The 20,970-nt window shown below is 45.3% G+C and carries 29 protein-coding genes and 2 pseudogenes; 17 read left to right on the top strand and 14 right to left on the bottom strand.

Features of this window, described 5'->3' with window-relative positions; all coding sequences use genetic code 11:
- Positions 1 to 231 precede the first annotated feature (231 nt).
- Positions 232 to 1,302: pseudogene (locus QT979_RS09760) on the bottom strand (ABC transporter ATP-binding protein); the annotation flags it as partial.
- A 315-nt stretch (positions 1,303 to 1,617) separates the two neighbouring features.
- Positions 1,618 to 1,845 (bottom strand): hypothetical protein, encoded by a 228-nt coding sequence (locus QT979_RS09755; RefSeq protein ID WP_332970605.1) that lies wholly within the window; start codon positions 1,843 to 1,845, stop codon positions 1,618 to 1,620.
- A 154-nt stretch (positions 1,846 to 1,999) separates the two neighbouring features.
- On the opposite strand from QT979_RS09755, the gene QT979_RS09750 reads away from it, so the two are divergent.
- The 3 genes from QT979_RS09750 (at position 2,000) to QT979_RS09740 (ending at position 3,345) form a co-directional block, all read left to right on the top strand.
- Positions 2,000 to 2,197 carry a helix-turn-helix transcriptional regulator gene (locus tag QT979_RS09750; protein ID WP_332970604.1) on the top strand — a complete coding sequence of 66 codons (198 nt, stop codon included), beginning with the start codon at positions 2,000 to 2,002 and terminating at the stop codon, positions 2,195 to 2,197.
- Between the two features lie 144 nt (positions 2,198 to 2,341).
- A complete protein-coding gene (locus tag QT979_RS09745; protein ID WP_333309471.1) occupies positions 2,342 to 2,950 on the top strand; it encodes a hypothetical protein in 609 nt (202 codons plus the stop codon).
- A 23-nt stretch (positions 2,951 to 2,973) separates the two neighbouring features.
- Positions 2,974 to 3,345: a hypothetical protein gene (locus QT979_RS09740; protein ID WP_333309469.1), complete on the top strand. Its 372-nt coding sequence runs from the start codon at positions 2,974 to 2,976 to the stop codon at positions 3,343 to 3,345.
- Positions 3,346 to 3,404: 59 nt separating this feature from the next.
- Here QT979_RS09740 and QT979_RS09735 read toward each other — a convergent pair whose 3' ends face one another.
- The 3 genes from QT979_RS09735 to QT979_RS09725 form a co-directional block, all read right to left on the bottom strand.
- Entirely contained in the window at positions 3,405 to 5,048 is a 1,644-nt protein-coding gene (locus QT979_RS09735; protein WP_333309466.1) for a trypsin-like peptidase domain-containing protein, read from the bottom strand.
- 164 nt (positions 5,049 to 5,212) lie between these two features.
- Positions 5,213 to 5,419, bottom strand: coding sequence for a hypothetical protein (locus tag QT979_RS09730; RefSeq protein ID WP_333078785.1), 207 nt, complete (start codon positions 5,417 to 5,419; stop codon positions 5,213 to 5,215).
- 183 nt (positions 5,420 to 5,602) lie between these two features.
- Positions 5,603 to 6,301 (bottom strand): pirin family protein, encoded by a 699-nt coding sequence (locus QT979_RS09725; protein WP_333309463.1) that lies wholly within the window; start codon positions 6,299 to 6,301, stop codon positions 5,603 to 5,605.
- A gap of 116 nt (positions 6,302 to 6,417) precedes the next feature.
- Between QT979_RS09725 and QT979_RS09720 the strand changes: the two genes are divergently transcribed.
- The gene (locus tag QT979_RS09720; RefSeq protein WP_333042695.1) at positions 6,418 to 6,756 is read left to right on the top strand and encodes a helix-turn-helix domain-containing protein; all 339 of its coding nucleotides are present in this window, start codon (positions 6,418 to 6,420) and stop codon (positions 6,754 to 6,756) included.
- Positions 6,757 to 6,826: 70 nt separating this feature from the next.
- Positions 6,827 to 7,225 (top strand): DUF4112 domain-containing protein, encoded by a 399-nt coding sequence (locus QT979_RS09715; RefSeq protein WP_172187875.1) that lies wholly within the window; start codon positions 6,827 to 6,829, stop codon positions 7,223 to 7,225.
- A 303-nt stretch (positions 7,226 to 7,528) separates the two neighbouring features.
- Here the strand turns inward: QT979_RS09715 and QT979_RS09710 are convergent, their stop codons facing one another.
- Positions 7,529 to 8,551: a low specificity L-threonine aldolase gene (locus QT979_RS09710; protein WP_333309460.1), complete on the bottom strand. Its 1,023-nt coding sequence runs from the start codon at positions 8,549 to 8,551 to the stop codon at positions 7,529 to 7,531.
- An 82-nt stretch (positions 8,552 to 8,633) separates the two neighbouring features.
- Between QT979_RS09710 and QT979_RS09705 the strand changes: the two genes are divergently transcribed.
- The 5 genes from QT979_RS09705 (at position 8,634) to QT979_RS09685 (ending at position 13,284) form a co-directional block, all read left to right on the top strand.
- Positions 8,634 to 8,846 (top strand): DUF2997 domain-containing protein, encoded by a 213-nt coding sequence (locus tag QT979_RS09705; RefSeq protein ID WP_333216593.1) that lies wholly within the window; start codon positions 8,634 to 8,636, stop codon positions 8,844 to 8,846.
- An 11-nt stretch (positions 8,847 to 8,857) separates the two neighbouring features.
- A complete protein-coding gene (locus QT979_RS09700) occupies positions 8,858 to 9,646 on the top strand; it encodes an XRE family transcriptional regulator (protein WP_333309457.1) in 789 nt (262 codons plus the stop codon).
- An 83-nt stretch (positions 9,647 to 9,729) separates the two neighbouring features.
- Positions 9,730 to 11,559: an Hsp70 family protein gene (locus QT979_RS09695; RefSeq protein WP_333309454.1), complete on the top strand. Its 1,830-nt coding sequence runs from the start codon at positions 9,730 to 9,732 to the stop codon at positions 11,557 to 11,559.
- A 109-nt stretch (positions 11,560 to 11,668) separates the two neighbouring features.
- On the top strand, positions 11,669 to 12,526 hold the full coding sequence (locus QT979_RS09690; RefSeq protein WP_333309452.1) for a bifunctional class I SAM-dependent methyltransferase/HIT family protein: 858 nt from the start codon (positions 11,669 to 11,671) through the stop codon (positions 12,524 to 12,526).
- A gap of 188 nt (positions 12,527 to 12,714) precedes the next feature.
- Positions 12,715 to 13,284 carry a hypothetical protein gene (locus QT979_RS09685; RefSeq protein WP_333065915.1) on the top strand — a complete coding sequence of 190 codons (570 nt, stop codon included), beginning with the start codon at positions 12,715 to 12,717 and terminating at the stop codon, positions 13,282 to 13,284.
- Positions 13,285 to 13,375: 91 nt separating this feature from the next.
- On the opposite strand, the gene QT979_RS09680 is transcribed toward QT979_RS09685, so the two are convergent.
- Positions 13,376 to 13,930 carry a GNAT family N-acetyltransferase gene (locus QT979_RS09680; protein WP_333309450.1) on the bottom strand — a complete coding sequence of 185 codons (555 nt, stop codon included), beginning with the start codon at positions 13,928 to 13,930 and terminating at the stop codon, positions 13,376 to 13,378.
- Between the two features lie 235 nt (positions 13,931 to 14,165).
- Between QT979_RS09680 and ilvA the strand changes: the two genes are divergently transcribed.
- The 3 genes from ilvA to QT979_RS09665 are packed head-to-tail and all read left to right on the top strand — an operon-like array spanning position 14,166 to position 16,633.
- Positions 14,166 to 15,698, top strand: a complete 1,533-nt coding sequence (gene ilvA / locus QT979_RS09675) for a threonine ammonia-lyase, biosynthetic (protein ID WP_333309507.1) — start codon at positions 14,166 to 14,168, stop codon at positions 15,696 to 15,698.
- 6 nt (positions 15,699 to 15,704) lie between these two features.
- The gene (locus QT979_RS09670; RefSeq protein WP_333216943.1) at positions 15,705 to 16,019 is read left to right on the top strand and encodes a helix-turn-helix transcriptional regulator; all 315 of its coding nucleotides are present in this window, start codon (positions 15,705 to 15,707) and stop codon (positions 16,017 to 16,019) included.
- A gap of 5 nt (positions 16,020 to 16,024) precedes the next feature.
- Positions 16,025 to 16,633: a Uma2 family endonuclease gene (locus QT979_RS09665; RefSeq protein WP_333216945.1), complete on the top strand. Its 609-nt coding sequence runs from the start codon at positions 16,025 to 16,027 to the stop codon at positions 16,631 to 16,633.
- 7 nt (positions 16,634 to 16,640) lie between these two features.
- Here the strand turns inward: QT979_RS09665 and QT979_RS29015 are convergent.
- The 4 genes and pseudogenes from QT979_RS29015 to QT979_RS09645 all read right to left on the bottom strand — a co-directional run.
- Positions 16,641 to 16,745, bottom strand: a pseudogene (locus QT979_RS29015) (Rpn family recombination-promoting nuclease/putative transposase); the annotation flags it as partial.
- A 116-nt stretch (positions 16,746 to 16,861) separates the two neighbouring features.
- Positions 16,862 to 17,326 carry a hypothetical protein gene (locus QT979_RS09655; protein WP_333309443.1) on the bottom strand — a complete coding sequence of 155 codons (465 nt, stop codon included), beginning with the start codon at positions 17,324 to 17,326 and terminating at the stop codon, positions 16,862 to 16,864.
- A 44-nt stretch (positions 17,327 to 17,370) separates the two neighbouring features.
- Positions 17,371 to 17,511: a hypothetical protein gene (locus QT979_RS09650; protein ID WP_333212686.1), complete on the bottom strand. Its 141-nt coding sequence runs from the start codon at positions 17,509 to 17,511 to the stop codon at positions 17,371 to 17,373.
- A gap of 69 nt (positions 17,512 to 17,580) precedes the next feature.
- Complete coding sequence (locus QT979_RS09645) at positions 17,581 to 17,871, bottom strand: hypothetical protein (protein WP_333212687.1); 291 nt, start codon at positions 17,869 to 17,871, stop codon at positions 17,581 to 17,583.
- A 264-nt stretch (positions 17,872 to 18,135) separates the two neighbouring features.
- On the opposite strand from QT979_RS09645, the gene QT979_RS09640 reads away from it, so the two are divergent.
- Genes QT979_RS09640 through QT979_RS09625 form a run of 4 tightly spaced genes read left to right on the top strand, consistent with a single transcriptional unit; the run spans position 18,136 to position 19,434 of the window.
- Positions 18,136 to 18,648: a hypothetical protein gene (locus QT979_RS09640; RefSeq protein ID WP_333212689.1), complete on the top strand. Its 513-nt coding sequence runs from the start codon at positions 18,136 to 18,138 to the stop codon at positions 18,646 to 18,648.
- 53 nt (positions 18,649 to 18,701) lie between these two features.
- Positions 18,702 to 18,857, top strand: a complete 156-nt coding sequence (locus QT979_RS09635) for a type II toxin-antitoxin system HicB family antitoxin (RefSeq protein ID WP_333142591.1) — start codon at positions 18,702 to 18,704, stop codon at positions 18,855 to 18,857.
- 23 nt (positions 18,858 to 18,880) lie between these two features.
- Entirely contained in the window at positions 18,881 to 19,087 is a 207-nt protein-coding gene (locus tag QT979_RS09630) for a hypothetical protein (protein WP_333142592.1), read from the top strand.
- Entirely contained in the window at positions 19,087 to 19,434 is a 348-nt protein-coding gene (locus tag QT979_RS09625; RefSeq protein ID WP_333309438.1) for a type II toxin-antitoxin system PemK/MazF family toxin, read from the top strand. The genes QT979_RS09630 and QT979_RS09625 overlap by 1 nt, the downstream gene beginning before the upstream one ends.
- Here QT979_RS09625 and QT979_RS09620 read toward each other — a convergent pair.
- From QT979_RS09620 to QT979_RS09610, 3 genes are read right to left on the bottom strand one after another with little or no spacing between them, the layout of a single operon-like run.
- Positions 19,422 to 19,646: a hypothetical protein gene (locus QT979_RS09620; RefSeq protein ID WP_333212695.1), complete on the bottom strand. Its 225-nt coding sequence runs from the start codon at positions 19,644 to 19,646 to the stop codon at positions 19,422 to 19,424. The genes QT979_RS09625 and QT979_RS09620 overlap by 13 nt on opposite strands.
- Positions 19,630 to 20,490, bottom strand: coding sequence for a DUF6920 family protein (locus QT979_RS09615; protein WP_333309435.1), 861 nt, complete (start codon positions 20,488 to 20,490; stop codon positions 19,630 to 19,632). Before QT979_RS09615 ends, QT979_RS09620 begins: the two co-directional genes overlap by 17 nt.
- Positions 20,491 to 20,536: 46 nt before the next feature.
- On the bottom strand, positions 20,537 to 20,911 hold the full coding sequence (locus QT979_RS09610; protein WP_333212698.1) for a DUF1257 domain-containing protein: 375 nt from the start codon (positions 20,909 to 20,911) through the stop codon (positions 20,537 to 20,539).
- Positions 20,912 to 20,970 lie beyond the last annotated feature (59 nt).

Below are 20,970 nucleotides of genomic sequence, written 5' to 3'. Positions count from 1 at the left end.
TACGGTTTCTGGAACTGGTTCTGATTCTGGTTGAGGATGTTCTCTCAACTCTACGGTTTCTGGAACTGGTTCTGATTCTGGTTGAGGATGTTCTCTCAACTCTACGGTTTCTGGAACTGGTTCTGATTCTGGTTGAGAATCATAAAGCAACTCTTCAGTTTCTGGAACTGGTTCCGATGCTGAATGAGAATCATAGAGAGACTCTTGCCTATCTGAAACTTGGAGATTTTCGACAATCGGTTGCGATTCGGATTGATGAGAATCCGCGATCGAGTCTTGAATTTCTGCCGCTTCTTGCAGATTTCGATCGACCTCCGGTTCGCTATGAACCAGATTTTCTTCCGGTTTCTTTTCAGCCGCTGTCAGCCTTAAAAACACATCTTCCAGAGTAGCGCGAGAGCGGCGCATTTCGCACAGTCCAAATCCAGAGGCGACGATAGCTGTAGCAATTTCTCGTCCGGGTTCTCTTTCCGGTTCGCACAATGCCCGCAGGCGGTAGCGACCGACTAAAAATTGATTGCTTGGAATCAATTCCACCGATCGAACTCCCCGCAAATTTTCCAAAGAAGGCAACAGCAGACTGTTTACCAAATCTGCCTCGCCTTCGACTTCGAGTTCGTAGCCCTCTCCCACCGCCAACTCTCCCATCAAATTTTCGGGACTACCCGCAGCGACGATTTTTCCGCGATTGATGATGGTGACGCGGTTACAAGTCATGCTGACTTCCGGCAGAATGTGCGTGGAAAGGATGATTGTGTGCTGGCCGCCAAGACTTTTGATTAAATTGCGGACTTCGATGATTTGTCGGGGGTCGAGGCCGACAGTTGGTTCGTCTAGGATAATCACTGGGGGGTCGTGGACGATCGCCTGCGCGATACCGACACGCTGACGAAATCCTTTAGAAAGCTTGCGGATTAAAACTTTCCGTTTATCAACCAGCCCGCAGCGTTCGATCGCGGAGGTAACTCGTCGCGCGCGATCGCCCGCAGGTACTTGCTTGATCCGGGCGACAAAAAACAGAAACCCTTCCACAGTCATTTCTGGATAAAGTGGCGGGTTTTCCGGCAGATAGCCGATGCGCTGTCTGACGGCCATCGAGTCTTCGTGAACATCCATGCCGGCGATGCGGGCCGTACCGCTGGATGCCGGCAAATATCCCGACAAAATCCGCATGGTTGTGGTTTTGCCAGCGCCGTTTGGTCCCAAAAAACCGAGAATTTCTCCTGATTCGACCGAAAAAGACACGTCCGCGATCGCTGCGGTCGAACCGTAAGTTTTGCTTAAGTGTTCTACTTCAATCATTTGTCAGAAGTCACGCGATTTTAGGTTTTAGATTTTAGATTTACTTTGCCAACCACAGGCGGGACGCCTGTTCCACGAAGGGGAGAGTCCCGCCCGATCGGCGGGTCGATCGAAATTTATGGCGAAATTTTTAATTTGATTTTGTCTTCCAGTGTAGTCTGGCAAGAACCAAATCTATCATAAGGGTCGATCGGACTTTGAAGCAAAATGGTAGGTAGTAGGATGCCAAGCGCGGAAATGAGTAGCCGATGTACATCGAATCGCTACCAACTGACGCACCCTACCAGTAGAGTCCGTGCCTAATCGAACCCTCAACTAGCTGCCTTCGATGTTGTTAGGCGCTGTTTCTAGGTTGATATCGGCATTAAAAACAATCACAAATTGAGCCTTGGGGATTAACTGCCGGACGATCCGCAGATAGCCGTCAGCATCGGAATGCCTGAAAAAGTGGGCCACAGTGATTCGCTGCATATTGGGAAGCAGGCGAACAACCAACCACCTGTTAAGGCGCTGTTTGTAGGGCATAATTAAGTTTGTCTCCATTCAGTGTTGGAGCCAAAGCCAGTTCAATGCTTGTCTAGGGCGCGGACTGGCTTTTGACCTTTGTTAGACTTTGTGTCTATCTCTAGGTTATGGCACGAACTACATATAGTCAACTGAATAAAGAGAATAAACTGAACTAAGTACGGGATAGATAATGACGCTGGGGCAAAAGCTAAGAGAAAGACGTGAAAGTCTAGGTTTGACTCGAATACAAGTGGCAAGAGCGTGTAATGTGGTGGAATCCACAGTCATCAACTGGGAAACTGACAGACACGTCCCCAAGCTATACCCAGCACAGATGAAAGCCCTGTGCGACTTATTGAAATTCTCGATCGAAGATTTAGTCGTGTAGCTTGGGGAGTTAAGATAAATTGAGCAATCGCTTGCTATGCTACATCGATTAATGCTGCTGAAATTGATCCAACAACAAAGTAAATTTTTATTGGATTATGCCAAAAGCTACATTAGTCAGTAAGTAAATTGAAAAATTTAAATTATGGCTCCGACTCAGCCTCAACGCCAAACTATTTTACTCAAAGCCTCTAAACTATATTTCAGCAGAAAAACAGTTAGATTAGGAAATGCTGTCTATCTCGTTCGTAATATTACTGGCTTTAGAGTTACTAAAGCTGACAGCATTTCCATAATAAAAAATAAGAATGTAGTACCATTTGAATTTATAATTTTTATGTGTGTAGCGGGATTATTTTTTGTTTTTAGAGAATTCAATCCAACATGGGTAATCGGAATAGTCATACTAATAATACTGTCTTTAATTTATAATGCAACCAGACCACCAACTTATGAAACACTTACAATTGAATATGTGATTGAAGTATCTTTTATTTCAGGAGACAAAGTAAACATTTTACTCATGAATCATAAAAAAATCGCCAGCGATAATAAATTCCTGGAAGATGTAGTTGCAACATTATATCAAGCTTTAGATAGTAATGACGAAGACATTTACGTAGTTAACATCGAAGATAAATCTATCAATAGATATATAAATATTGACCAAAGTAGCGCCTCAATTGGTGTTGCCTTTTCAGATAACACGATTGCTGGGCAAATAGCTGCTACTATAAATAATAGACAACAATAGTTAGTGATTACTACGGAGATATTATGTCAGAATTCAAAATCGATCAAAGTCAAGCATCAATAGGTGTTTCATTCAGCAAGAACATTAAGTCTGAGCAAATAGGTGGTACTATTAACAATTACTCACCTGAACAAAAGCAAAATTTAGCTGAAGCAGCAGCAGAAATTCAGAAACTTTTAGAACAACTAGCGCAAAATAACCCAACGGAGACTTTCCGCCAACAAGCAGATGTAGTAGAAGAAGCTATTCAAATAATAGAAAGTAACCCTACTTTAAAACAGCGAGTAGTTAGCTCAATTCAAGCAATGGGTATAGAGGCGTTAAAGGAAGCGATTAACCATCCATTAGCCAATATTCTTTGTGCAGGAATAGAAGGTTTTAGAGAACCAAATTGATTGCTTCTCTCCAAAGACTGATCGCTCCTGCATTCCGATATGTAAGGGCGATCACCCTCTCAACTCCTTTTCCAAATCTTGATTTCCCCCAACCAACCAGCACTAACAATAGTCTTACCATCTGCACTAATCGCCACAGCGCTAACGTAGCCAGCATGACCGCTCAAATTACCTCTCAATTCGCCCGATCGCACATCCCAAAGTCTCACACTCTTATCCCAACTCCCAGTAACCAGCGTAGTGCCATCCCGACTGAAAGCCACCGACCAAACTCCGTCAGTATGCCCGCTTAAACGCCGAATTAACTGCCCGTTTGTGGCATTCCACAAACCGATTGTACCGTTGCTATTTCCCGCAGCTAAACTCTTGCCGTCGGGAGTAAAAGCTAGCGACAAAACAGCCAAGTTTTTGCCGCTAATGGTGCGAATTGCTTGACCTGTAACTAAATTCCACAACCTAATTGAACCGTCTTTGCTGCCGCTAGCTAAAGTTTTGTTGTCGGGACTAATTGCAACAGCATTCACCAAGCCAGAATGCCCGGTCAAAGTCCGCAGCAATTCCCCCGTTTTCGGGTTCCAAATCTTAATCGTTTTGTCCCAACTACCGCTGGCTACAAATTGACCATCAGGACTAACGGCAACGCTCGAAACTGCATTGGAATGCCCGCTCAAAGTGCGTACAACCGCGCCAGTTTCTAAATTCCAAATTTTCACAGTTTTGTCGTCGCTGCCACTAGCTAACACCTTGGAGTCCGCACTCGCGGCCAGTGCGTTTACGGCTTCCGTGTGCCCTTGCAGGGTAGTTTTTAATTGCCCGCTGGGAAAATTCCAAACAGAGATAGTGCCGTTGCTATTTCCTGTAGTAAAATAAGCTGAAGCTAGGGCAAGGGAACTGACAACTTCCGAAGGCCCTTTGAGGGTATTTGTGGCAGCAAAGGCGATCGCAATTGCGGGCGTGCGGGGCGCATTATTCGCCGGAGTTTTCGGGTTCCCGGCCGTAGGAGATTGGGGAACTACTGGCAGGGAAATAGTCGATCGCCATTTCATGAAAGTATTAATTTCTATTCCCGCCGCCACGATTTTATCGGAATTTTCCTCTAACCTAACAATGCCGTTAATTGCGACAACTCGCCCCGCGTCATCGAGTACCGGCCCGCCACTCATGCCGGCTCTCACTAAGTTATTGTATACCAAAGTATAACCGTTCCAGGGAGTTTGGCGGCCGGTAAGCTGACCTTCCGTAGCGATGAAAATCGGCTGTCTCAGAGAACCGCCGGATCTCGGCCAGCCGGCCACATAAGCCTTGTTTCCCTTAGTTGCTGCGGAATTAGCTAATTGAGCCAGGGGGTAGCTTTGAGTGCTGCTGAAAGGTACGATCGCCAAATCCGCACCGGGCATTCGCCGCACGAGGCTGTATGATACAGAGTGAGCTTGGCCGTCAGGAGTTACAACCTCGTAATCGCCGGCTTTATCGACAACGTGCCAGTTTGTGAGAATATAGTATGTGCTGCCTTGTTTCTCTAAAATTACTCCCGAACCGCCTTTTGGCCCCTGGATGCGAACAGTAATTTGTTGGGCAACGGTTTTAACTTTGTCGGCGGTTAATGCGAGGGCGATTTGAGGTGATGTCAGTGGAATAAGGGCGATCGAACTTAGGGCGATCGTAGCACTCAAAATAGCCGGAATTGTTCTGCTGTAATTCATTATTGTGTCAATTTAACATACCCACATATCAACTGACGGATAACTTTTCCGGTTTGTGGCATATTGACGGTTGAGAACGCCAAAATGCCTGCGCGACGATCGAACTTTCGACATTTGCACAAGCCTAAAAATATTTGACACAGCCCTCTGGCTAGCAGAAAAATTTAGAATCGGGAACCGCACCTAGCCTCAACAATAGCCACTGGCTGATCTCTATTCTTTTCTCGGCAAATCAGAATTTGAGCCAAACGCTGCTCGGAATAATACCCATTAGCCATCCAGCCGAGGGGTGCGCCTGCGATCGCGCCAACTGCTAAACCAGTGATGAGGCTCCAAATAAGATGCTTTCTGGCGATCGGGTTTTGTTGCATAAAAATTTATCCTAAAGACTTATCCCTTACTAGAGGTACCATAAATAAAATTTACTGTCTTCCTCCTATTTACTTATTTCCTAAGTAGTAACCCACCCTCAGTAGGGTGGGAAATGTGCAGATTCTTCATCACTAAGTAGGGTGCGAATTACGCACCTTACTTAGTATATAGGCTGCCCAATTCTATGCCAAATCAAACAGCAAAAATTCAGCATCAGCCGTAGCTTCAATCGCCAATTCAGCCTCCCCGCTAACCGCCGCAGCGTCGCCATTTTTCAAGGTCAAACCGTTGAGCAAAACCGAGCCGCGAGCAACTTGCACCCAAGCATGGCGATTCGGCTGCAAAGCATGAGAAACCCGCGAATCTTTATCCAAAACAGCCGCATACAAATCCACATCTTGATGCACTTTCACCGCACCATCTCTCGCATCACGTGCCGCCACTAAGCGCAGTTTTCCGTGCCTTTCTGCTAGGGAAAAATCCCGTTGCTCGTAACTCGGCTGCAAGCCTTTTGTATCGGGCAACAGCCAGATTTGCAGCAAATGAACTGGGTCTATTTGCGAGTTATTGAACTCGCTGTGCTGGATGCCCGTACCTGCCGTCATCCGCTGTACTTCACCGGGTTTAATCACTGCACCAGTACCCAAACTGTCCTTGTGTTCTAATGCTCCTTCTAATACATAAGTAATGATTTCCATGTCACTGTGGCCGTGAGTTCCGAAACCTTTGCCGGGGCTAACGACATCCTCATTTATTACCCGCAAAGAGCGAAAATTCATATAATTTGGATCGTAATAGCCGGCAAAAGAAAATGTATGGTAACTGTCCAGCCAACCATGATTAGCGTGTCCTCTTGCTTCACTTTTTCTAACGGTAATCATTTGCTGAATCCTCAGTGAAATTTATCGGGTGTTTCTTTGATGTTTTTATTTTAAGCCGAGTCAAGCTATTATGGATAGTACGCACTTAAAAGTGCGGTACTTACCAAAAAGATACTATGCAAGTCCAAGAAGCAAAGGTCGATCGAGCAAATTGCCCTGTAGAACGCACTCTAGAGGTGATTGGCGGGCGCTGGAAAGTCTTGATTCTGCGGGAGTTGTTTCAAGGAGTGAAGCGTTTTAACGAGCTGCAACGAGCCGTCAACGGCATTACTCAGAAGATGCTGACGCAGCAACTGCGGGAAATGGAATCAGACGCAATTGTTCACCGGGAAATTTACCTGCAAGTGCCGCCAAAAGTTGAATATTCGCTAACGCCTTTGGGCGAAAGTCTCAAACCGATTATTAATGCCATGCACGAATGGGGAATTCAGCATATTAGCGAAGATGGAAAATGAGCGGTTTCTAGATGGTTTTTTCCGTCTTCCGACAGATTTCAAACTTTCAACCTAGTTCAACAATAATAATATGAACAACATAGAGCGTCTCGCCACCCTCAACCGCATCCGCAAACTCAGCCGCCTGATGGATACCGCCATTGGCATCCCCGGCACTAAATTTCGCATTGGTTTAGACCCCATTATCGGTTTAGTTCCGGGTGCTGGGGATATCGTAGATACCGCGTTTTCCGCCTACCTAATTTATTTAGCAACTCGATTCAACATTCCCCAAAAAACTCTAGGGAAAATGGTTTACAACATCGGTCTAGAAGCCGTGGTGGGTTCAGTACCGTTAGTCGGAGATATCTTCGATGCTTTTTATAAATCAAACATGAGAAATCTCGCGCTTTTAGAAGCACATCTCGAAGAAGTTGAACCCGAACTAGCCGCAGTTGCCGAACCTGTTCCTCAATCTATTAAATTGTAGGTACGGGTTTCACAAACAATAATTGTAAATAACCAGCAATCTCTCAAACCCTTCCCCATCAAACGAAAAATTCCCGCGCCTATTTTTCGCATTTAAAATGTAGGGGCGGGTTCACAAACAATAATTGTAAATAACACACAATCTCTCAAACCCGCCCCCACCCAACGAGAAATCCCCGCGCCTATTTTTTGCATTTAATATATAAATCAAGGTTGATATGGATTATTTGTTAGGTGGGGGCGGGTTTCTTAGATTGTTCCTAGCTGGCCAGTATTATTTGTAAAACCCGCCCCTACATTTTAATCATTGATGTCGTTTAACCGCTTCCACGAAAGCAATAACATCCGCTTCCAAAGTATTAAAAGCCGTTACCAGTCTAACAGTACATTCATCCCACCGATAAAACAGAAAGCCCTCAGATAAAACCGCTGTAATTACCGATTCGGGAAGTTGAATAAAAATCTCGTTGGCTTCAACTCGATGGCAAAAATTCGCTCCCTCAACTCCCGCCAAACCTGCGGCTAATTTGGCTGCCATATTATTTGCATGAGCCGCATTCTTCAGCCACAAGTCATCAGTTATATACGCTTCCAACTGCGCCGACAAAAACCGCATTTTCGAGAAAAGATGCCCGCTGCGCTTGCGGTAAAAAGGGAAAGTCTTTGCTAATTCTTGATTAAAAAAAACCACAGCTTCCGCAGCCATCGCGCCATTTTTGGTCGCTCCAAACGATAGAATATCCACACCAGCCCGCCAAGTGACATCCGCCGGAGAACAGCCAAGACTAGCGACAGCATTGGCAAAGCGAGCTCCATCCATGTGTAGGTGCAAATTGTGAGCGCGAACCACTTCCGAAATGTGGGAAATTTCTGCTGGATTGTAGACTGTGCCGGCTTCCGTTGCTTGAGTGATGCTGACGGCTGCGGGCTGTACGTGGTGGACGACACCTGCACCAGCGCGATCGAGTATTTTTCCTAAAGTCTCTGCCTCGATTTTACCATGATTTCCTGTTAGTGTCACTAACTTTGCACCGCCTGTAAAAAACTCCGGTGCGCTGCATTCATCTACATTAATATGAGATGCTGCGTGACAGTAAACAGCCCCGTAAGGAGGAGTCATAACCGCAAGAGCCAGAGCATTAGCAGCCGAACCGGTTGCTACAGGAAAAACACTCACCGATGTCTCGAACAAATCCGAAAATTTAACTTGCAAACGCTGTGTATATTCATCATCTCCGTAAGACATCACAGCACCGGAATTAGCCGCTACAATCGCCGCCATAATCTCCGGCGAAACCCCGGTTGCATTGTCGCTACAAAAATTCATTAGAATAATTGGTAAATAGAATCTATAATATAACTCAATCCTCAGCAGTCAACACTCAAGCATTAAACCAAGAGGCAGAATTATGGCAGAATACCGCCAAATAGAATACCGCATCGGCAAAGACGGCAAAATTACCGAAACCGTCCTCAACGCCACCGGTTCGAGTTGCACCGAAACCACCGCCGGCATTGAAAAAGCTCTCGGAAAAGTAGAATCTCAAGACTTGCTGCCAGAATACTACCAAGGCGAAGAAAACTTGATCGTTGAACAAACGCAGACTTTAAAACAAGTTTAGAAGAGTTAAAGATGTTTGATATCCTCGGTGCAACAGTTGATGTAACAACAGTGCCTGCCTTCAGCTTCGCGCTAGCTATCGGGGGCATTTTTCTAATTTTAGTCTACCTTTATGCTGCATCTGAGGCGGGAGATGCGATCGAGTTTAAGTACGATAAAATTCTGCGGGAACGCATGAATCAGCTAGACATTCTCGATTGGCAAGATTTAGGCGAAAAAGCAGGCTTAAGTCGCTTTGGGGTGCGCTTAGTGCGGCAGGGAGACGTGGGAAAACTCACGCTAGACCAACTGAGACGGCTGGCAACAGTGCTGAATTTGAATTTTCAAGAGTTCGATCGCACTTTGAGCGCACTGCCAATGTCGGCTACAATCACAACTAATCCCAGCGAAATTGAAGAATTGAGGCAGCAGTGTTTCCGGTTGCGAGCAGAATTGCAGCAGCAAAAAGCTCAACTAACTGCCGATTTCCGCCGCGCTACCTTTGAACAGTTGCAAACTTTGTTAACCAACTATCCCGCCGCCCGCAAAATGGCAGAAGCCAAGCCGGATATGCCCGCCAAAAATCTCTCAGCTTTGTTTACTCCCTTAGAAAACCTGTTATCAAGCTGGGATTTTGAAATAATTGGTTCTGCGTGGGAACAAACTGCTTACAATCCGCAGTTGCACCAGCCGGATGTTGAGGATATAACCGAAGGAGAATTAGTTTATATTCGGTTTGTCGGCTATCGAGAGGGAGAGCGAATTCTTACTCCTGCTAAAGTTAGTCGCACCCTTCCAGCGGGAATGAAAAATAAAATCTAAAATCTAAAATCACTATGACTACACTTGCCAATGAAAAATAAAATCTCAAATCTAAAATCTAAAATCTAAAATCTAAAATCACCATGACTACAGTTGCCATTGACTTCGGTACCAGCAACACGGTTGTCTGCATTCTTAACCCGGATACGCAAACACCAGAAACTTTGAGATTGGGCGAGATGTCCCGCATTTTTAAAACGAATAATTCGGGCGGAGATGTTAGAGAAATCTCTGTAGTGCCGACTTTAGTATTTGTGAAAAATGCCGAAGAGTTGGTGCTGGGAGAAAAAGTGCGATCGCAGCGTTTGGGGCAATCCCAACCAGACCGTTTTTTCAAAGCTTTTAAACGCAATTTAGCCGCTGACTTTCAGCCCCCACCCCGTAATATCGACGGCGAAACCTACACATCCGAATCAGTAGCCGAACAGTTTATCACAAGTATTTGGAAACAATTATATTTACAAAATATACAGGCAGAAAAAGTAATCTTTACAGTACCAGTCGGAGCATTTGAGCGATATCTAGATTGGTTTCGCGACTTAGGAGAAAGTTTGGGAGTTGCGGAAGTTCAGGTAATAGATGAATCCACAGCCGCCGCCCTGGGATATGCAGTACAACGCCCCGGTTCTCTAGTTTTAGTAGTTGATTTTGGCGGCGGAACTTTAGATTTAAGTTTAGTTCGCACTGCTCTAACCCCCCCCTTACCCCCCCTTAGTAAGGGGGGGAGAAATCTCGCTTCCCCCCTTAGCCAGGGGGAGAGAAATCTCGCTTCCCCCCTTAGCAACGCGGGGACAAATCTCGCTTCCCCCCTTAGCAACGCGGGGAGAAATCTCGCTTCCCCCCTTAGCCAGGGGGAGAGAAATCTCGCTTCCCCCCTTAGCAACGCGGGGACAAATCTCGCTTCCCCCCTTAGCAACGCGGGGACAAATCTTGCTCCCCCCCTTACCAAGGGGGGGCTGGGGGGGGTACGTGCCGAAGTGTTGGCAAAATCCGATGCTTATGTCGGCGGCGAAGATATTGACATCTGGATTGTCGAAGATTATTTGCGGCAAATTGGTTCGTCACGCGCAGAAGTCGGCCCAGTGGGCTGGCAAAACTTATTAGAAATAGCGGAAAAATTAAAAATTCAACTTTCTCAAGTTAATGAGGCGAAGGAAAGCTGGTTTGACGATGAAAATTTTATGTCTTACGACTTGCAACTAAACCGAGACAAGCTTGAGGAAATTCTGGAATCTAGGCAGTTGTTAGAACAGTTGCGGGAAAGTTTAGATGAAGTGCTGAGTATTGCGCTGGGGAAAGGTATCGGTAAAGCAGATATAGAACAGGTTTTGCTGGTAGGAGGAACTTCTCTAATTCCGGCTGTATCTAATTTAGTGGTTTCGTATTTTGGGCGGCAAAAAGTCCAAAGAGACAAGCCTTTTGAAGCAGTGGCGCACGGTGCTTTAGCGTTGACACAATTGGCGAGTGTTGACGATTATTTGCGCCACAGCTATGCAATTCGCCTCTGGGAACCTTATGCTAAAGCTTATGCTTATTCGCCGATATTTAGCAAGGAAATGAAGTATCCCTGTCAAAGTTCCGAAGAGTTGACGTTGCAAGTGGCAATTGAAGGGCAAAGGGAAATTCGGTTAGATATTGGGGAAGTTGCGGAGGTATCGCAAGCGGAGGTTATTTTTAACGAAAAAGGGCAAATGACGAGCAGTTGGCTCAACAAACAGACGGATTTTCGCTCTTTGGACAGCCACCATCAGCAGGTTTGCGTAGCGCATTTGAATCCGCCCGGGGTATTGGGAATTGACAGGGTTTCGGTGAGTTTTGAGGTGGATGAGAGGCGGGTTTTGTTGGCGACGGTGCGGGATTTGGTGACTGGTAAGGTGTTGGTGGAAAAAGGGGCGATCGCCAAACTGCAATAATGATAAAATTTTTAGATAACATTCGGATCTTGAAATTGCTACTACACAAACTCTCGTCCGGATGGTGCGCGGACGGAAGAATATTTATTTAAATCAAATTTATGCCGCCATGAAAAAGCAACAAAATAAATTCAGCCACCTGACGGCTATCGAAAGAATTTATCTGTCATTTCCGGCAAGATTTTTATTGGATAAAAACTTGCTGCAAGGCAAAGTCTTAGATTTTGGGTGCGGCTTGGGCAGCGATGTTAGATTGTTGCAGCAAAAAGGCTTCGATATTACGGGTTATGACCCTTATTATTTCCCGGAATTCCCCGAAGACAAATTCGACACAATCATTTGTTTTTATGTTTTGAATGTTTTGTTTCCTGAAGAACAAGCTAATGTCCTGATGGAAGTGTCGCACCTGTTGAAACCGGGAGGGAATGCGTATTTTGCGGTGAGAAGGGATATCAAAAAAGAAGGCTTTCGAGAACATTATGTCCACAAAAAACCTACATATCAGTGCATTGTCAAGCTTCCATTTAAGCCCGTTCACCTAGATGAGTCTTGCGAAATTTACAAATACGTGCATTACAACCATCAAAGAAATTCTACTAATAACTGCATATTTTGCAATCCGTATAAAAACCTAATTTTGCTAACTGAATCAGCAACAGCTTATGCGATGTTTGATGGTTATCCCGCCAGCAAAGGTCATGTTTTAATTATCCCCAAGCGTCACGTTGCCAATTATTTTGAACTACCGTTTCGAGAGCAATCTGCTTGCTGGTTTATGGCTAATAAGGTGCAAGAAATTTTAAGTAAAGAATTTCAGCCTGACGGGTTTAATGTGGGAATAAATATTAATAAACAGGCTGGTCAAAGTCGCAGTCACGCGGCTATTCATGTTATCCCCCGTTACAATGGCGATGCGGCTGGGAATAAAGGGGGAATTAGGTATGTGATTCCCAAGAGTGAAAAATAAAAGTTAGCAAATTGTGAAAGGAATTATTTTTTACCGCAGAGGCGCAGAGAACACAGAGGAATAGAGAAGAGAGGAATTCATAATTTTTGTAAGGATTGTTATATTTGAGCAAACGGCGAGCAAAATAGAGTTAAAATGTGTTTGCAAGGTCTAAAACTACACATTAGCAGCAATTTGGTGTTCTGTTTATGTCTAAGCGCAAAAAGCAAGAATGGCTCAAGGAAACTCTAGAACTCAAAGAAGACCACAATTGGAAGTCAAAGCCTGGAACTCGAATTTTTGTAGCAGGAAGAGGTGCAGTCCGCTTTGATGTCCCGGAAGATTGGCATTTTGAACCGGATACTAATTCGTTCCGGTTTACGGATAAAAAGCCGCCGGATGATGATTGTCGTTTGGAGGTTTCGTTTAATTTGCTACCGCCTGGTAACTGGGCAGATTTTCCGCTGGTGCCGCTATTACAGAAGGTGGTTGAAGATGATACGCGAAATCCGATCGCTCCTGGGGACATTATCCAATTGAAGCGGCAAACTGCCCGCATTGTTTGGACTGAATTTAAGTTTATCGACCCTCCAGAACAGCGGGAAGCTTATTCGCGAATCTGTATTGGATTGGGTTCTAATGTTCAGTGTTTGATTACTTTTGATTACTGGGTTGACGATGCAGAGCGTTTGACTCCTGTCTGGGATACGGTGATGGATTCGTTAGTTCTGGGTTTGTTTATTAGCGACCCTCGAACGGGGTTCGCACGTCCCGACTAGACCGATTTTCTGGGAAACTTTCAACCACTAATTTTGCTAAGTGTTGGATTGGCAAACCACCAGTCAGTAAATTTAGAACCTACATTAAACTTTACAACCGCTTTGCCATGAAAATATCAGGCTTGCCAATTCCGTTGGCGTCGGGCATCACTCCCACGATCGCAAAACCCATTTTTTGATAAAATTCGTAGGGATGACCGCGCAAGTTTCTAATTTGGGCGACGTGTTCCCAAACGTTAGGATAAAGATCGATGCCTGAAAGAGTTGTTTGATTGTCTTCGTCGTCGGTGCCCACCCACAGCACGATCCCTCCCCGGTTTTTAGCTTCTGCTGCTAAATCAGCTACGAGCGATCGACCAATTCCTTGTCCGCGAAATTCTGTTCTCACTACCAGCGGGTGCAGTTCCCAAACATTACCGTCATACTGTTTAATCCCACCAATCCATCCCAAAACTTGATTGCTGTCGCCGACAGCAATTCGACTGATGCGATCGGCTGCCAAAGATTCTTGCACTTCTTGCAAAGCAGATTTTAGATCGGGCCAAGCATCGGGCCAATGCTCTTTAAAACCTTCAACTATTAATCTAGCTACCTGTTGAATTTTTGGCTCGTCAACCGCACGCAAATCTGTAATTTGTACGTTCATGAATTTACATACTAAATCAAGGATTACGGACTAATACGCTCACAAACCGGATTTTATAACCGGGGTAAACGGCAAAAACGAAATATTATTCATAGTCTTCAGGCTCCTTATGTTCCCAAAGGGAAAAGTTATTATTGGAAAGTTGCGATCGCCCGTTAGCGAAGCCCTCGAAGAGGATCGCCAATTCCCCGCAAAATACTAACACAAGTGCCGTACAATTATCCCACCATCCGGCATCAACCAACCTGCTAACCCCATGCTTTGCGATTACCTGGTACAAATCCTCACCGCCCGCGTCTACGATGTTGCTCAAGAAACAGCCCTAGAAGTAGCCCCGAATCTATCAGCACGGCTCAACAATAAACTTTTGCTGAAGCGAGAGGATATGCAGTCGGTGTTTTCCTTCAAACTGCGGGGTGCGTACAACAAAATGGCGCAACTGTCGCCGGATTTGCTAGCACAAGGTGTCATTGCAGCTTCCGCCGGCAACCACGCCCAAGGAGTCGCCCTCGCCGCCCGCCACCTAGGAACTCGCGCGATCATAGTCATGCCCGTAACGACGCCGCAGGTGAAGGTAAATGCGGTGATAGCCCGTGGTGGAGAGGTAGTCTTGCATGGGGATACCTACGACGATGCTTACGCTTTTGCGCGTCAATTAGAGGCGGAAAAAGGTATGACTTTTATTCACCCTTTTGATGACCCCTACGTGATTGCTGGACAGGGTACGATCGGCATGGAAATTCTGCGGCAACATCAAAAACCAATTCACGCGATTTTTGTGGCAATTGGTGGCGGTGGATTGATTTCGGGAATTGCGGCCTATGTCAAGCGATTGCGGCCGGAAATTAAGATTATTGGCGTCGAACCGGTGGATTCCGATGCAATGAATCAATCGCTGAAAGCGGGTAAACGGGTGCGTTTGTCGCAGGTGGGTTTATTTGCTGACGGCGTTGCTGTGCGGGAAGTGGGGGAGGAAACTTTTCGCTTGTGTCAGGAGTATGTGGATGAGATTATTTTGGTGCATACGGATGATGTTTGCGCCGCGATTAAGGATGTTTTTGAAGATACGCGATCGATCTTAGAACCTGCTGGCGCTTTGGCGATCGCAGGTGCGAAAGCTTACGTCGAACGCGAACAAATCGCAGGAGAAACATTAATTGCTGTTGCTTGCGGCGCGAACATGAATTTCGATCGGCTGCGTTTTGTAGCAGAAAGAGCCGAGTTTGGCGAACGCCGCGAAGCCATTTTTGCAGTCACAATTCCCGAACAAGCTGGCAGTCTCCGCAAGTTTTGCGAGTGTCTGGGAAAGCGCAATTTAACTGAATTTAGCTATCGAATTGCGGATGAGAAAGAGGCACATATTTTTATCGGCGTACAAATTCAAAACCGTGCGGATGCGGTTAAAATAGCCGCCAGTTTTGAAGATTGTGGCTTCAAGACTTTGGATTTAACTGATGATGAATTAACGAAATTGCACGTACGGCATATGGTGGGCGGGCGTTCGATGCTGGCGGATCATGAATTGTTTTATCGCTTTGAATTTCCCGAACGTCCCGGTGCGTTGATGAAGTTTGTCGGTTCGATGAGTCCCAACTGGAATATCAGCGTTTTTCACTATCGAAATAATGGCGCAGATTACGGGCGAATTGTGGTGGGAATTCAAGTGCCGCCGGATGAGATGAAGGAGTGGCAGGCTTTTTTGGATACGCTGGGCTATCAGTATGGGGATGAGAGTCAGAATCCGGCTTATAAGTTGTTTTTGAGGTAGGGTTTTTTGGGAAAGGGCGATCGCACGATTCCCAAACTTCAGGGGTGCATGAGAAAAGCTGGTCGAGTTCTGAGAGATGTGCTGAACACCTATGGCATTAGCCAAAACAAATTGGCGATCGCAATGGGTGTGCGAAGTTCTGTTGTCTATCGTTGGTTTAATGAGTTGATAGATCCAACGGTCAACACGCTTGTGAAGATGGTTGTGGCGTTAAAGTTGCTCGATATAGATGCAGCGCGGGAGTTTGTGCAGCGCTATTGGGGTGAGATTTTGGAGGATGAGGGTGGGGGTGAGGTCGATCGATCTACAAACACAGAATAGAGTTAATGATAAAATTATGGCAGAGTGGTAATGACACCGAATTCAAAGCGATGACAGCAGCACTTCCCATTTCTCTCACTCTCGAAGCTTTCCTCAAACTACCGGAAACTCAACCTGCGAGTGAATTTATTAACGGACGCATTCACCAAAAGATTATGCCTCAAGGCAAACATTCTCGTTTGCAACTCAAGTTTTGCAACGCTGTTAATCTAGTTGGGGAAACAGAACGAATTGCTCTTGCTTTTCCAGAATTGCGCTGTACTTTTGGCGGGCGTTCTATTGTACCTGATGCTACAGTATTTGCTTGGGATAGAATCACTTTTGAAGCGGATGGCGAAGTTCCGAATTCCTTTGAAATTCATCCCGACTGGACAGTAGAAATTTTATCCCCAGACCAGAAAGCAACTAAGGTGATTAGTAATATTTTACACTGTTTGAAATACGGGACTCAGCTCGGATGGTTAATCGATCCAGAGGAACGGTTTATTTTAGCATTTATTCCCGGACGAGAACCAGTTGAGTTAACGGGACAAGATCGGTTGCCCGTGCCAAGTTTTTTAACATTAGATTTGACTGTGGAGCAGGTTTTTGGGTGGCTGAAAGCAGGTGGATAACTTGGCTCTAATTTCGAGCATCTCGCAAATTCCGCACATCCTGAATACTGAGTCCCGTTGTTTGACTGATAGTTGCATCATCCAGGCGATCGAGCAATTGCCGCGCGATCGCATTTTAGTAGCGCTCGCGCGGCGGTATGATATTCCTTACGTTGAAACGATTTGGTAGTTGCGGGCGATCGCACTTGGGTTTTCTGGTTAGGGCGATCGCACTTCCCACACCACAATCTATTCTGGTTTTATCCAACCTTTAACGATCGCCTTCCCGACATTGACATAGGGATTGTCTAAAAACTCTTCGATCGCAGCTTCACCACCAGCTTGCAACGCACCAACCACGCGACGCTTGAAACCGGGGGTAGTTTCATCGTTAAAGTAAACAATTTTTTCAGCCTCAGTAGCGGTAGGATTAGTTTTCTCTAACTGTTTGAGCAATTGTTGAATTTCTTCTGCTGCATCAGAAAGAGTTTGTTTCTGTTGTGATTGTTGCACAAAATTGTTGTTGTCGGAGCTGGCATTCTCACCCATAGCCCCAGCCTGACCATAGTTATTATAGTGGGAAGTTTCTGACATTGATTTACTCTCTGATACGGGTTTATACTTTACATCTCCAGTGACGTTTCCTTGAACCCAAATGCCATCGAAACTACCGTTATTCATTCCTACATATTTCGGTTCCATAACTGATACCATCCTCATAATTACTGATTGGGATTTTTAGTCTGATGTTCATTCAGTTAATCATCAGAACCGAACAAGGCATTTCCACCGACATCTCCCTGTATCCAGTTACCTTTAACCTGACCGTTGTTGATAGATATCTGGTAAATTGCATCTTTTTCTTTCTCAATAAACTCATAGATTGCTCCAATAGCCAATTTGAGGTTTGGCTTATCGGTTGTAGTAAAAAGCTTTTTATCGCCAGAATTTAGAGTTAGTAATAAACCTTAGTGTTTTGGCTTAGTAAAGTTCCAAATCGCACCTCCAATCGCAGCCAAACTTAAGGCCAAACCTATTCCACTGTTTGCAAGACCAGCAATTGAACCCATTAAAAGAAGAGCAACTATAATTCCCCAAGGAATCGTTCCTATCTCTACCTCTCCTTCACTAAAATCTGTAATATTGTGAGTCTGGTAAACATTGTGTGAGAAACGAACTGTTTTTTTAGTTATGGTAATAACTTTATTCCTCTCTAAAGTGATGTTCTGATTACTTCCCAAGGGGTTTGCTGTTGCCATTCATTATACCTATAAAATTGATGGTTGAGACTATGTGAAGACACCCTTTTTAGCTCAAAGGCGCAACTATGCACCTGTCAATAGACACTCTAGTAAGATGCTTGTGTCCGGTTGATCCATGCTAGACCGATCGCCCAAAAATTGTCCATAAAAAAAAGTTGGAAAAAGTGGGAACTTCCTAAAATTCGGATGCGCTGCCCCAAAAGTTGCAAAAAGTTGGAAAAAGTTTGCTATAGTAACTAAAATTATCTCACCATCCAACCTATGGACAGTCCTCAGATATTGCAATTTGTCGATGAAGCTGTCTGCGCCACGACAGGCAAACATCTAAACAACTTGCAGCGCAAAATTATCACGGGAATACTGAATCGTAAAAAGTATACTGATGTTGCAGAAACTTATGGTTATAGTTCCCAGCACGTTAAAAAGGCTAGTCACGAGCTTTTGCAAATGTTATCTGAGGTGTTTGGCGAACCCGTTAAGAAAAGTAATCTTGAATCCGTTATAGAAAGACAGATAAATCAGAATATAAATCTGGGCAAAAATAATAATTTTCAAAATAACAGAATTAGCTACGTCAATAATTGCCCTAATCCCTCTACTTCTACCCCAGATGAAACTCAGCCGGAAAATCCCGACTTGCAGGAGGAAACCATAAATCAAACTAAGATTGAAACAATTGATAAATTACGGCAGTTTGGCTTGAGCGACGAGCAAATTGCAGAAGCGCTAGATATACCTTTAGAGCAGGTTAAACAGGTGAACTTGGACGAGTAAAGTCTGCTACAGTAATGAAAAGGTAAGTTGTGAAAATAAATTAGGAGAATTAATTGAAAATAAAAATTATTATTCACGAAGCAGAAGAAGGCGGATACTGGGCAGAAGTTCCTGCTATTCCTGGCTGTGCAACTGAGGGAGAAACTTTTGAGGAATTGCTGCAAAACCTCTATGAAGCGATCGAAGGTTGCCTTGTTGAAGTAAGATAAAATATCCCCAGATTTTTTCAGCTATGAACACAAAACTCATTGAATCGTTGGTACAAATCATCCAGACACTCTCAGAAGAAGAGCAATTGCTAATCAAAGCAAAACTATTTAGTAACATCCCCTATCCTTCTACTGCGGAAATAGCCCAGTTAGCCCAAAGCGGAGGAGCATTTCAATTCCTGCACGACGAACCTGATATTTACACCCTTGAAGATGGAGAGCCAATTTAGTGAAGCTAAAAAAAGGAGATATTGTTTTAGCTGAATTTCCCTTTACAGATTTGAGTCAGAAAAAGTTACGTCCGGCTTTAGTGCTGTGGGCAAGTTCAACCATAGATGAAATTACGATTTGCTTCATTTCTTCGCAAAATGTCACTACCCTAAGTTTAGATGAATTTGCTTTAAATGCTTCAGAGCAAGAATTTTCCAGCACGGGATTAAAAGTATCTTCTAAAGTTAGAGTGACTCGGATTGTCAGTCTTGAACAGAGATTAATACTGAGACGATTGGGCAAGTTAGGAAGTCAGCAAATGCAGGAATTGAATGCAACTATCATACAAGCATTTCAATTAGTATAGCCTTGTTTACTCTCGCGTACTTGGCGGAAACGATCGCAAATCTCTGCAATAAAGGTTTCGCCGTCAATCGGGGGAGTATGTTCGGACATGGCAACAGCAGCATCTATCTTAACTCGTACAGAATCTATCCGCTGGCGATCGGCGCGATCGTACTCATCTAACAATCGCAAAGCAACTTCACAACACAAACTAGAATCATCGTGCAAACTCATAGGCAATATTCATGATGCGGCCGCGCCAGTAGGGCAATAGCGAGCCATCAGGCAGTTGCCACGCCACCTCACCGGAGAGCGGAATCCGCATATCGTCTCGCAATTCGTAGTCCCAGAAACGGCCCTGCCAGGGCGCAAACACCAGCCCGCCGTTAACTGTACGGGCGCGGGCCTCGGCGCGGACAGTGGCGATTAGCCCTGCTTCATCAAAGCGGAAATCCAGGGAAACAGTAGTGTCGCCATCCTGTAGCGTTGCTCTGGCGGAAGAATTGTCGATCGCCTCCCAGCGAACACCCTGACTCGGCAGCAGTCTCGTAGGATACCAAGCAGCCTCCGCGAAAAAGCGCATCAGTTCCCCAAGTGCCGCTTCTGGAGTGCCGCGGATATCCGCCAGAGTCACCAGGCCAAGCAGCGCCGCATGGAGGATGCCTTCGCCAGAAATGTAGGCATCATGAACAAACGCATTGATACCGGGCATCATGGCAATTCGCCCATCCCAGTCAAAGCCAGGGCGCTGAGTAATTACCAGTTGAGTTGAGGTGAAGGCGCTCCATTTTTCTGCGGTTTCGCTCATGTTAAACGTGCCTTCGTGGGAAACCCGCGCTGCTGCAATTAGCGGTTGTCCATCCTTCAGCACCGCGCGAAAGTAGCGCTGCACGGGCTGGGGTAAATCGGCGATTTCCCGCGCATCAAATGTGAGAGGTTTAATCGGCAAGCGTGCAGCTTCCAGATTCGCTCGCAGTTCCTTGGTACCCAGATGCCAGCGGTATGCTCCAAGGGCGATCGCCCCAACAATGCCAACTACAAGCGCCAGGATGATTAGTACGATCGCCGATCGCCACATAGTGATTCCTCTTGGTAAGTAAAAACGAGTTAATCAAGGGCGAGTCTTAAACCCATCGACCCACTACAACTCTCACCGTTCCATCTGCCAAAGTTTCCTCTTCTTCAACATGAAAACCCTCAGACTGCACCGCCGCCATCAAACTTTTGCGCGCGTATTTTTGACTAATTGAATTGACAAATTCCTGCTGATTAATTCGAGCGCCCCAAAAATCCGCCACCAATTCGTAATCCTCTTCGCTGCGGCGAAAACCCAAATCGTAACCATTGGATTGCCGAATCACGTACTCGGCATTAGTTTTGTCACCGCGATAACCCCGTACCTGCACATTGCACTCTACTTGATAACCCAACTCTTCCAACACTTGATGTAGCAGTTCGCCGTTCTTGATCTGAACCTTGATCGTTGTGAAGTGTGACATATCACTTTCGGATTTGTGTGTGAAACGCTGATTTGATTATAATACTATAAAGTGCAACA

Origin of the sequence: Microcoleus sp. w2-18bC1, assembly GCF_036700365.1 — a bacterium.
Taxonomy (GTDB): Bacteria; Cyanobacteriota; Cyanobacteriia; order Cyanobacteriales; family Microcoleaceae; genus Microcoleus.
The sequence above is the reverse complement of the archived record's forward strand: the minus strand, read 5'-3'. Positions and strand labels throughout refer to the sequence as shown.

Bases quoted from the DNA above. Each gene is read 5' to 3' on its own strand.
- QT979_RS09755 (WP_332970605.1), bottom strand. From the start codon at position 1,845: ATGGAGACAAACTTAATTATGCCCTACAAACAGCGCCTTAACAGGTGG.
- QT979_RS09750 (WP_332970604.1), top strand. From the start codon at position 2,000: ATGACGCTGGGGCAAAAGCTAAGAGAAAGACGTGAAAGTCTAGGTTTG.
- QT979_RS09745 (WP_333309471.1), top strand. From the start codon at position 2,342: ATGGCTCCGACTCAGCCTCAACGCCAAACTATTTTACTCAAAGCCTCT.
- QT979_RS09740 (WP_333309469.1), top strand. From the start codon at position 2,974: ATGTCAGAATTCAAAATCGATCAAAGTCAAGCATCAATAGGTGTTTCA.
- QT979_RS09735 (WP_333309466.1), bottom strand. From the start codon at position 5,048: ATGAATTACAGCAGAACAATTCCGGCTATTTTGAGTGCTACGATCGCC.
- QT979_RS09730 (WP_333078785.1), bottom strand. From the start codon at position 5,419: ATGCAACAAAACCCGATCGCCAGAAAGCATCTTATTTGGAGCCTCATC.
- QT979_RS09725 (WP_333309463.1), bottom strand. From the start codon at position 6,301: ATGATTACCGTTAGAAAAAGTGAAGCAAGAGGACACGCTAATCATGGT.
- QT979_RS09720 (WP_333042695.1), top strand. From the start codon at position 6,418: ATGCAAGTCCAAGAAGCAAAGGTCGATCGAGCAAATTGCCCTGTAGAA.
- QT979_RS09715 (WP_172187875.1), top strand. From the start codon at position 6,827: ATGAACAACATAGAGCGTCTCGCCACCCTCAACCGCATCCGCAAACTC.
- QT979_RS09710 (WP_333309460.1), bottom strand. From the start codon at position 8,551: ATGAATTTTTGTAGCGACAATGCAACCGGGGTTTCGCCGGAGATTATG.
- QT979_RS09705 (WP_333216593.1), top strand. From the start codon at position 8,634: ATGGCAGAATACCGCCAAATAGAATACCGCATCGGCAAAGACGGCAAA.
- QT979_RS09700 (WP_333309457.1), top strand. From the start codon at position 8,858: ATGTTTGATATCCTCGGTGCAACAGTTGATGTAACAACAGTGCCTGCC.
- QT979_RS09695 (WP_333309454.1), top strand. From the start codon at position 9,730: ATGACTACAGTTGCCATTGACTTCGGTACCAGCAACACGGTTGTCTGC.
- QT979_RS09690 (WP_333309452.1), top strand. From the start codon at position 11,669: ATGAAAAAGCAACAAAATAAATTCAGCCACCTGACGGCTATCGAAAGA.
- QT979_RS09685 (WP_333065915.1), top strand. From the start codon at position 12,715: ATGTCTAAGCGCAAAAAGCAAGAATGGCTCAAGGAAACTCTAGAACTC.
- QT979_RS09680 (WP_333309450.1), bottom strand. From the start codon at position 13,930: ATGAACGTACAAATTACAGATTTGCGTGCGGTTGACGAGCCAAAAATT.
- QT979_RS09665 (WP_333216945.1), top strand. From the start codon at position 16,025: ATGATAAAATTATGGCAGAGTGGTAATGACACCGAATTCAAAGCGATG.
- QT979_RS09655 (WP_333309443.1), bottom strand. From the start codon at position 17,326: ATGGTATCAGTTATGGAACCGAAATATGTAGGAATGAATAACGGTAGT.
- QT979_RS09645 (WP_333212687.1), bottom strand. From the start codon at position 17,871: ATGGCAACAGCAAACCCCTTGGGAAGTAATCAGAACATCACTTTAGAG.
- QT979_RS09640 (WP_333212689.1), top strand. From the start codon at position 18,136: ATGGACAGTCCTCAGATATTGCAATTTGTCGATGAAGCTGTCTGCGCC.
- QT979_RS09630 (WP_333142592.1), top strand. From the start codon at position 18,881: ATGAACACAAAACTCATTGAATCGTTGGTACAAATCATCCAGACACTC.
- QT979_RS09620 (WP_333212695.1), bottom strand. From the start codon at position 19,646: ATGAGTTTGCACGATGATTCTAGTTTGTGTTGTGAAGTTGCTTTGCGA.
- QT979_RS09615 (WP_333309435.1), bottom strand. From the start codon at position 20,490: ATGTGGCGATCGGCGATCGTACTAATCATCCTGGCGCTTGTAGTTGGC.
- QT979_RS09610 (WP_333212698.1), bottom strand. From the start codon at position 20,911: ATGTCACACTTCACAACGATCAAGGTTCAGATCAAGAACGGCGAACTG.